At 37.0% G+C, this 9,115-nt stretch carries 8 protein-coding genes; 2 read left to right on the forward strand and 6 right to left on the reverse strand.

Annotated elements, in window-relative coordinates:
- Positions 1–102: 102 nt before the first annotated feature.
- The 4 genes from gdhA to BN358_RS17755 all read right to left on the reverse strand — a co-directional run bounded on the left by gdhA (position 103) and on the right by BN358_RS17755 (position 4,163).
- Positions 103–1,446 (reverse strand): NADP-specific glutamate dehydrogenase, encoded by a 1,344-nt coding sequence (gdhA, locus tag BN358_RS17740; RefSeq protein ID WP_019229867.1) that lies wholly within the window; start codon positions 1,444–1,446, stop codon positions 103–105.
- A 286-nt stretch (positions 1,447–1,732) separates the two neighbouring features.
- Positions 1,733–2,386 carry a redox-sensing transcriptional repressor Rex gene (locus tag BN358_RS17745; RefSeq protein ID WP_019229868.1) on the reverse strand — a complete coding sequence of 218 codons (654 nt, stop codon included), beginning with the start codon at positions 2,384–2,386 and terminating at the stop codon, positions 1,733–1,735.
- 85 nt (positions 2,387–2,471) lie between these two features.
- Positions 2,472–3,095 (reverse strand): DUF47 domain-containing protein, encoded by a 624-nt coding sequence (locus BN358_RS17750; RefSeq protein ID WP_019229869.1) that lies wholly within the window; start codon positions 3,093–3,095, stop codon positions 2,472–2,474.
- 15 nt (positions 3,096–3,110) lie between these two features.
- A complete protein-coding gene (locus BN358_RS17755) occupies positions 3,111–4,163 on the reverse strand; it encodes an inorganic phosphate transporter (protein ID WP_019229870.1) in 1,053 nt (350 codons plus the stop codon).
- Between the two features lie 214 nt (positions 4,164–4,377).
- On the opposite strand from BN358_RS17755, the gene BN358_RS17760 reads away from it, so the two are divergent.
- Positions 4,378–5,376 (forward strand): ABC transporter substrate-binding protein, encoded by a 999-nt coding sequence (locus BN358_RS17760; RefSeq protein ID WP_019229871.1) that lies wholly within the window; start codon positions 4,378–4,380, stop codon positions 5,374–5,376.
- 115 nt (positions 5,377–5,491) lie between these two features.
- Here the strand turns inward: BN358_RS17760 and BN358_RS17765 are convergent, their stop codons facing one another.
- Both BN358_RS17765 and pgeF read right to left on the reverse strand, forming a co-directional pair.
- The gene (locus BN358_RS17765) at positions 5,492–6,565 is read right to left on the reverse strand and encodes a GerMN domain-containing protein (RefSeq protein WP_019229872.1); all 1,074 of its coding nucleotides are present in this window, start codon (positions 6,563–6,565) and stop codon (positions 5,492–5,494) included.
- Between the two features lie 129 nt (positions 6,566–6,694).
- The gene (gene pgeF, locus BN358_RS17770) at positions 6,695–7,498 is read right to left on the reverse strand and encodes a peptidoglycan editing factor PgeF (protein ID WP_019229873.1); all 804 of its coding nucleotides are present in this window, start codon (positions 7,496–7,498) and stop codon (positions 6,695–6,697) included.
- 159 nt (positions 7,499–7,657) lie between these two features.
- On the opposite strand from pgeF, the gene BN358_RS17775 reads away from it, so the two are divergent.
- Positions 7,658–9,028 (forward strand): PLP-dependent aminotransferase family protein, encoded by a 1,371-nt coding sequence (locus BN358_RS17775; RefSeq protein WP_019229874.1) that lies wholly within the window; start codon positions 7,658–7,660, stop codon positions 9,026–9,028.
- The last annotated feature ends 87 nt before the right edge of the window (positions 9,029–9,115 follow it).

Here is a 9,115-nt window from a genome sequence, read left to right on the forward strand (position 1 = left end):
AATTCCCAAAATGTTAGCAGGAAGAAAAAATGTTAATTCCAAATTATTAAATGAAAAATAAGGTAACAAAAAAAGCAAGGCGAACCTTGCTTTTATTTTTTATTAGATTATTCCCTGAGCCATCATAGCGTCTGCAACTTTTTTGAATCCAGCAAGGTTAGCTCCAGCTACCAGGTTGTATCCCAATCCAGCTTCTTCAGCTGCTGCTACAGAGTTTTTGTAGATGTTTCTCATGATTTCATGAAGTTTAGCATCAACTTCTTCAAATGTCCAAGAATATCTCATTGAGTTCTGGCTCATTTCCAATGCTGATGTAGCAACTCCGCCGGCATTAACTGCTTTAGAAGGAGCAACTATCATTCCGCTTTGTTGTAAGAATGCCAATGCATCATTTGTAGTAGGCATGTTAGCAACTTCGATATAGTATTTAGATCCGCTTGCTACTATTTTCTTAGCTTCTTCCATGTTGATTTCATTTTGAGTTGCACATGGCATGTAAACATCTGCTTTTACTGCCCATGGTTTCTGACCTGGGAAGAATTCAACACCAAATTTTTCAGCGTAATCCTGAACTTTGTCTCTTCCTGATGATCTCATGTAAAGCATAAATTCTTCTTTTTCACCTTTAACTCCGGCAGGATCGTAAATATATCCGTCTGGACCTGAAATAGCAACAACAGTTCCGCCTAATTGGTTAACTTTCTGAACAACTCCCCAAGCAACGTTACCGAAACCTGATACTACGAATGTCTTGCCTGCTACTTCTTCTCCGAAGTGGTTCAAAACTTCTTGTGTATAATATACAGCGCCGTATCCTGTAGCTTCAGTTCTTGCCAAACTTCCGCCAAATGGTATTCCTTTGCCTGTTAATACGCCGTTTTCAAAAGCGCCTCTGATTCTTCTGTACTGTCCGTATAAATAACCTACTTCTCTTCCGCCAACTCCTATGTCTCCTGCAGGAACGTCAACGTCTGGTCCTATATGTCTGTAAAGTTCAGTCATGAAGGCTTGGCAGAATCTCATTACTTCTGCATCTGATTTTCCTCTTGGGTCAAAGTCAGAACCACCTTTTGCTCCGCCTATTGGAAGACCTGTGAGTGAATCTTTGAATGTTTGTTCAAAAGCCAAGAATTTCATTATACCTGAATATACTGAAGGATGGAATCTTAATCCACCTTTGTAAGGTCCTATTGCTCCGTTAAACTGAATTCTGTATCCTCTGTTAACCTGTACTTGTCCTTTATCATCAACCCATGAAACTTTAAAAGAAATGCTTCTTTCTGGTTCAACAATTCTTTCCAAAAGTCCTGCTGCTTCATACTCAGGATGTTTTTCAATCATAGGCTCCAAGCTGAATAATACTTCTTCAACTGTCTGAATAAATTCAGGTTCATTAGCGTCTCTTTTCTTAACTTGCTCAATTACTCTTTCAATATATGCATTCATTAAACAAAACCTCCATGAAATAATATTATGTATTTCCTTCTTTATTATATCAAAATGTATTCACAATTCAATCAATTTTATATTAACTATTTGTAATTATAACTTTTTGAGACGAATTTTGCACCACCTTTCATAAATTATTTAATTTTAAATTATTTTTATTAATTTACAATAAATAATGTGTTAATTATTCGTAATATTTGTCTCGGCGCCAAAAACGGTCTAAATAGTGTATAAAAAAACAGAGATTTTAACTTACGTCATAATCTCTGCATTTTTTTGAGTTTTATTCATTTTTACTTTTTTCCTTGTTCATTCTGTTATAATAATAAGTCAGAGAAAACAAGCTTTCATTTAAATGAACATTTTCAACATGTACATTTTCAGGCATTTTTAAATCTTTCGGGGCAAAATTCCATATAGCATGTATTCCGCATCTCACCAACTGTTCTGCAACCTGCTGGCTGACACTCTTAGGAGTGCATATAACAGCTATGTCTATTTTTTCTTTTTCGAGAAAATTTTCTAAGTCGTCTGAGTCCATGATCATTGCATTTCTTATTGACATCCCTATAAGTTTTGGATTTTTGTCAAACAATGCGACAACTTCATAATCGGCTTCGGAAAAACCTGTATAATTTGCAATTGCCTGGCCGATATTTCCGGCACCTACTATAATGATCTTGTACTTGTTGTCAAGGCCAAGAATCTTTGCAATTTCATTTCTCAAGTTTTCTACATCGTAGCCAAAACCCTGTTGTCCAAATCCCCCGAAATTATTTAAGTCCTGTCTTATTTGTGAAGCTGAAAAACCAGTCATCTCGCTGAGTTCTCTTGACGAAGTTTTATTAATCCCCATCTTAGTAAGTTCTCCAAGATATCTGTAATATTTTGGTAATCGTCTGATTACCGCAGGTGAAATTCTATCGTGCTTATCCATAATACGCCTCCTGCTTATATTTTAACAATCATTCGTTTACATTGCAACTATTTTTTTGCAAAAATAAACTTTTTTTCACAATTATTTATGAATTTTTCATAATTATGCTCTCAACAACATTTGCAGCTTCTTCGCATGCATCACAACATTTTTCAAAACGGTTGAATGCAATGGTCCATGTCATTATTTCAATGGCATCGGTGCTTGTCATGTGAAGTTTTCTTACAGCCTCTGTATAGAGGTTGTCTCCGTCTTCTTCAAGTTTGTTTATGTGCACAATCTTTTTGTGAATTTCTTTTGATTTCTTAAAATTCTTGAATTCCTCAAAAGTATCCTTCAGTTCTTGGCAGCTTTGAAGAATTATTTTTGAAAAGCCAAAGGCATCTTCTCGTATGGACTTAACATTGTACATGTACATGTGAAGAAGCACATCTTCAATGCAGTCAGTAATGTCGTCGATTTGATGCAGAAGCTGTACTATGTCTTCCCTGTCAATTGGCGTTATAAATTCACGGGCAAGTCTTCTTATTATTTCATGCCCTTCCAAATCAGCAGCATGTTCTATTTCATGCATTTTCTTCATCTTTTCCTGAAGTGTTTCCGCATCATATTTTTTAATATTGTCATCAAGCATTTCAGCGGCACTGCAGCAGTACTCAGAGAGCTTTATGAATCCGTCAAAATAATCATAATCATTTTTACGTGCCATTTTTCACCTCTTATATTAAAATAATGTTATAAACATTTTTGCCATTAAAAATCCTATTAACCCGCAGCCCGGAAAAGTAAGAAGCCAAGTCCAGACCATTTCCTTAACAAAACTCCAGTTTACAGATGAAAGTCTTTTTGCAGCTCCCACGCCCATTATTGCCGTTGTCTTTGTATGAGTTGTGCTTACCGGAATTCCTGACAAGGAAGAAATCAAAAGACATGTGGCAGCAGCCATATCTGCTGAAAATCCCTGATATTTTTCAAGCTTACACATATCCATTCCTACTGATTTTATTATTTTGTATCCGCCTATGGAGGTTCCAAGAGCCATTACAATTGAGCACATGAGCATCATCCATAAAGGAATTTGAAAACTTGTAACATTTGCTTGTCCATTTGCTAGGAATATTCCAAGCATGAACACTCCCATAAACTTCTGTCCATCCTGAGCGCCGTGCATGAATGCCATTGTTGCACCGCTTAATACCTGTGCTTTTTGAAAGAACATGTTTGTCTTTCTTCTGTTAAATCCTCTGAATATGATTTCAGTCAGCTTTACTGTCACCCATCCCATTATAAATCCAAGTACAGTTGACAGAGCAAGTCCGTAAATTACCTTAATCCATTCATTAGGGTTAATTCCGCCCATGCCGTTATGAATGGCTATGGCAGCTCCTGATATTCCTGCAATAAGAGCATGGCTCTCACTGGTGGGTATCCCAAACCACCATGCAGCTGTAGCCCATGTTACTATGGCAAACAATGCAGCACACAATGCTATGAGGGCTTCCCTTGTGTTTCCGCCAAAGTCAACCATGTTATAAATAGTCATGGCAACATTTGCATTTATCATGGTCATAATGAATACCCCAAAAAAATTGAACACAGCGGCCATTAAAATTGCATTTCTTGCTGTAATTGAACGTGTCGAGACGCATGTGGCAATGGCGTTTGGAGCATCTGTCCAACCATTTACCAATATGACTCCCAATGTAAGAACTGCAGTTATTAACAAAGGGGGACTAGATATGATTTGTGTAAGAAAATCCGAAAAATGAATAACCATATTATTCTCCTGACATTCGAATAAATTCAAATGTATGTAAAAATTCGCTTCCTTATTTTTACATACATTTCTAATATAGCACACATAATGCAATTTTTCTACATAATATTTTTTATCAAACGAACTGTAAAGAAGATTATTATTGAAGTTATTTCTGTAACTTTTGTGTTTAATTTGAATATTATATGAACTAAGACTATTATCGGAGGGTATTATGAAAAAGTATATTTCTTTACTGGTGGTTGTTTTAATGGTTGCATCGCTCTTTCTTGCAGGCTGCGAACAAAAAACAACCGAAAAACAGGACGTTAGGCTTGTGGAGGTTACCCATTCCATTTTTTATGCACCTCAGTATGTTGCCATTGAAAAGGGATTTTTTGATGAGGAAGGTTTAAATGTTGAGTTGACAAATGGCGGAGGGGCTGACAAGTGCATGGCTGCCCTTGTCAGCGGCGAAGCTGACATTGCTTTCATGGGACCTGAAGCAAGCGTATACGTATATCTTCAGGGGAGAGAGGATCAGCCAATAAACTTTGCACAGCTCACTCAAAGGGATGGTTCCTTTATTGTTGGAAGAGAAGCTGACGACAGCTTCAGCATAGCCAAGCTAAAGGGCAAGACAATTCTTGGCGGAAGAAAGGGAGGAGTTCCTCTCATGACTCTTGAATATGTTCTGAAACAAAACGGACTGACTCCCGGTACTGACCTGGATGTAAGAACCGATGTGCAGTTTGATATGATGGCAGGCGCATTTGCTTCCGGAGAAGCAGATTACACCACATTGTTTGAACCTCTGGCATCTACTTTTGAAAAGCAAGGAAACGGATATGTACTGGCATCTGTTGGTGAGATGGCCGGATACATTCCATACACATGCTACAGCTCTCTGGAAAGCTACATCGAAAAAAATCCTGAAGTTGTTCAGGGATTTGCCAACGCTCTTTATAAAGGAATGGTATGGGTTGAAGAGCACACTGCAGAAGAAGTTGCTGAAGCAATTCTTCCTCAGTTTGCAGATTCGGATGTGAAGTTCATCGCAGAAATAGTCCAGACATACAAGGATCTGGATACATGGAACCCTGACCTTGTTCTTGGAGAAGACGGTTACAACCGCCTTATTGATATTATGAAGACTGCAGGAGAAATTGAAGAAGGTGCTCCTTACGGAGAAATTCAAACTCCTGACTTTGCAGTAAAGGCAAAACAAAACTAACAAAAAATAATTAAGAATTGAGAGTGAAGAGTGAAGAATTAAAAGAAAAAACTGGATGGCATTGCCATCCAGTTTCAATTAGTTCTTAATTCTTAATTCTTAACTCTTAATTTGTTTAGTATTGGTTGAATACCGGTGTTACATTGTCATCTTCAAAGTTAAGACCTGCTGCTTCAAATGACAAGCCTTCTATGTTGTATTCAACATCTGCTATTTCTTCGAACTGCTCAAGACAAAGAACAACTATTGCGTTCATGTCTTCAAATTCTTCCTGTGAAAGGTTCACAGCTTCAACACCCAGATTAACAACTGCTGTGCCGCCTTTTACTTCAACATCTCTTAAGTTTACGCCAACAGGTATGTTGTTGCTGAGCACCGTATCAGACGGTGCACCTCCAAACAGTCTTTCAACCACTGCAACCGCTGGATTTCCAACTTTTGATGCAGAAAATGTCAAAGGAACATAGTGTCCTTCCACTTCAGTATCAGGAGCTTTATAATAAACGGTGTAGTTGATTCCGTCATCTTTACCCTGCAAGTTTATATTTTTTCTTTCAAAGGCAGTATCTATGCTGTAGCCCTTAGACAGAGCTGCAATGTCCTGTCCTTCAACCATGATTTCCACCTTATCAATTGTAGGAAATTCGGTCAAAGTGTATGTAAGAGCAGAAACCATATTTTTTTCCTGATCTATTGACTCTGTATTTAATACATTATTGCTTAAATCGACAACGCATAAACCATCCTTAATAGACATTCCTCTTATTTGTGTTCCTTCAGGCAAGACGCCATGAAGATTTGATTGAGCTATTTTCTGTTCAATTTCGCTTCCTACAACCATGCTTCTGAGTGTTGCTTTTGCAATTCCTTCTTCCCATGGAATCTTTGTATTTACAGGTACTATAAAACCATTTTCATCTTCATAATATGCCAGTATATCTTTCATCTTTTCTTCTTGAGCATTGACAGTGATGGTTTCAACAGCTTCTTGTTCTATATCTTCCTTAGCTTCTTCTCCGATGCTGTCATCTACAATTTCAAAATCTGACAAGTCTGCCAAATCTGTTACGTCCGGATTTTCTCCTCCCTTTAGACCAACCATCATGTCTAAAGTACTGCATCCTGTTATGCTTGCTGCCAAACAAACAATCAATATTAGAGATATAATCTTCTTAATAGACAATTTCATACCCTCCTCACGTCTTTATATAGTATTATATTTGGCATGTACCGAAGATATGATTAATAAATTAAATTAAAAAATATTAATAGAAAAGATGCAACATTCAACAAGAATACCCGCTTAATTTTTGATTGATTATTTAAGCATTATTATTCCACACATGAGACCCCTTTTCCCCTTTTGCCCACGGTGAGAAAAAAACATGTGGTTGTTACACTTGGTGCACAATCCGGACAATTCAATGTTAGAAGTTTTCATACCATGTTTGACCATGAGATGCTTGTTTATTTCCCAAAGGTTGAAATGATATTTTTCTCCCTTGACAATCATATAATCCGTATAATTTTCATCGTATTCAAGGAACATGTCTGCCACGTCCTTGTCAACTTCAAAGCAGCACTGTCCAAGAGAAGGGCCTATGGCTGCAATTATATCTCCTGGATTACTGCCGAAATCCTTCACAAATGCATCCACGATTTCTCCTGCTATGTTATTAAGAGTTCCCTTCCAACCTGCGTGAGCCATTCCCACAACATTTTTCACAGGGTCGAAAAAAAACAGCGGAGTGCAATCAGCGTGGAATGTCATGAGAGCTATATTTCTTTTATCTGTATACAAGCCGTCCACATCAGTGTATAAAGGATCCATCATGGCATATCCCTTGTATTCTTCTGTTACATATTTTATGTTGCTTGTATGAGTTTGGTCTGTTTCAACAATATCATACAGATTGATGTTGAGTCTTTCTGCCATTATTCTGTAATTAGTTTTTACATTTTCTTCTTCATCACCTGAACCCATACCTAAATTCATTGAACAGAAATTGCCTCTGCTCACGCCGCCTTTTCTTGTGGTGAAGCAGTGAAACAAGTTTTCATGATTTTCAAGTGACGGAAATGTTACATATTCAAAACCATCAATTTCATTTATTTTGTGCATATATACTCCTAGAAATAAATTTCATTATAATTATAACATATGAAATATTAATTTAAATGATAATTTAATATGAAATAAATCAAATATATGCTAAAATAAGTGTAACTTTAGTTTTTATAAAATCTTGATATTTAAAATGGTCAGTTCAAGGAGGTTTCCATGATAATATCGCCTGTCTTTGACAAGGAAAGCAGCAAGGCGCTGTACATACAACTTTACGAATACATAAAGAACGAAATCATATCAGGTCTGTTAAAGCCTGATGCCAAGCTTCCTTCAATCAGGGAAGCATCAACGACCCTTAACTTAAGCAAGACAACAATTGAAAATGCATACAGCCAGCTGGTGGCTGAAGGATACATTGAAAATTTCCCAAAGAGGGGTTACTTTGTATGCGACCTTACAGAATACAACTTTGAAATAAATCATGACGTACAGAAAAACATACTAAATCAGCAGTTTGAAATAAATTATTTAAATAACGGCGTTGACAAGGAAAGCTTTGACACTTCAGCATGGAAGAGACTTTACAACAAGGTAATTTCAGATGATAGAACTGACATTTACTCCAGCGGCTCCATTCAGGGAGAAAAATTTTTAAGGGATGAAATAGCTAATTTTGTCAATACAATGCGCGGAGGCAACACAAGCGCTGATCAGATAATTGTTGGAGCTGGCGTTCAATATCTTTTGGGAATTCTCATAGGAATAATTAAGGATGATTACAATACTGTGGCTGTTGAAACACCTGGTTTTAACAAAGCAGAGTTCATATTTGAAGATTACCTCTTCAACATACGCCACATAGAAGTGACGGACAACGGCTTTCCAGTAGAAAAACTAAGAAACAGCGATGCCCATCTCATATATATAAGCCCTTCACACCAGTATCCTCTTGGAACCATCATGCCGGTTAACAAGCGAATGGAGCTTTTGGATTGGGCACAGAAGAACAACGGTCTCATAATAGAAGATGATTATGATGGCATGATAAGATATGGAGGAATGCCAATACCCAGTCTTCAGGGGCTGGACAAGAATGACTGTGTCATATACCTGGGTTCATTTTCAAAAATGCTTCTGCCTTCTCTTAGAATAAGCTTCATGGTTATACCTAAAAAGCTTCTTTCAAAATACAATGAAATTAAATACAGACACACTCAGTCAACTTCCAAAATCGACCAAGTAGTTCTTGCAAATTTCATGAAGGAAGGCTACATGCTCAAGCACCTTCGAAAAATTAAAAGAATTTACAGTAAGAAAAACCTGGCTCTTTCTGCAAGCTTCAAAAAAACATTCAAGGATAAACTGGAAATAATAAATTCAGACTCGGGTCTTCATGTTGTATGTGAAGCATATGTAAAAAAAGATGACATACATTTGATGGAACAAATAAAAAATTCCCGCATTTTGCTAAACATCATAAGCAGAAATGGGGATAAAATAATTTTTTCACTGAATTACAGCGGAATTGATACAGATAAAATTCAGGAATTCACAAATTTGCTCGGCAAGGTGTTGTTTGAATAAAGGCTCCTTGGGAGCTCAGGTTGATGACAATGTATATACTAGACGTTGTCATTCTGAGAGCTTGCTCGAAGAATCTCATGTTTACAG

Origin of the sequence: Sedimentibacter sp. B4 (assembly GCF_000309315.1) — a bacterium.
In the GTDB taxonomy this organism is placed as follows: domain Bacteria; phylum Bacillota; class Clostridia; order Tissierellales; family Sedimentibacteraceae; genus Sedimentibacter; species Sedimentibacter saalensis.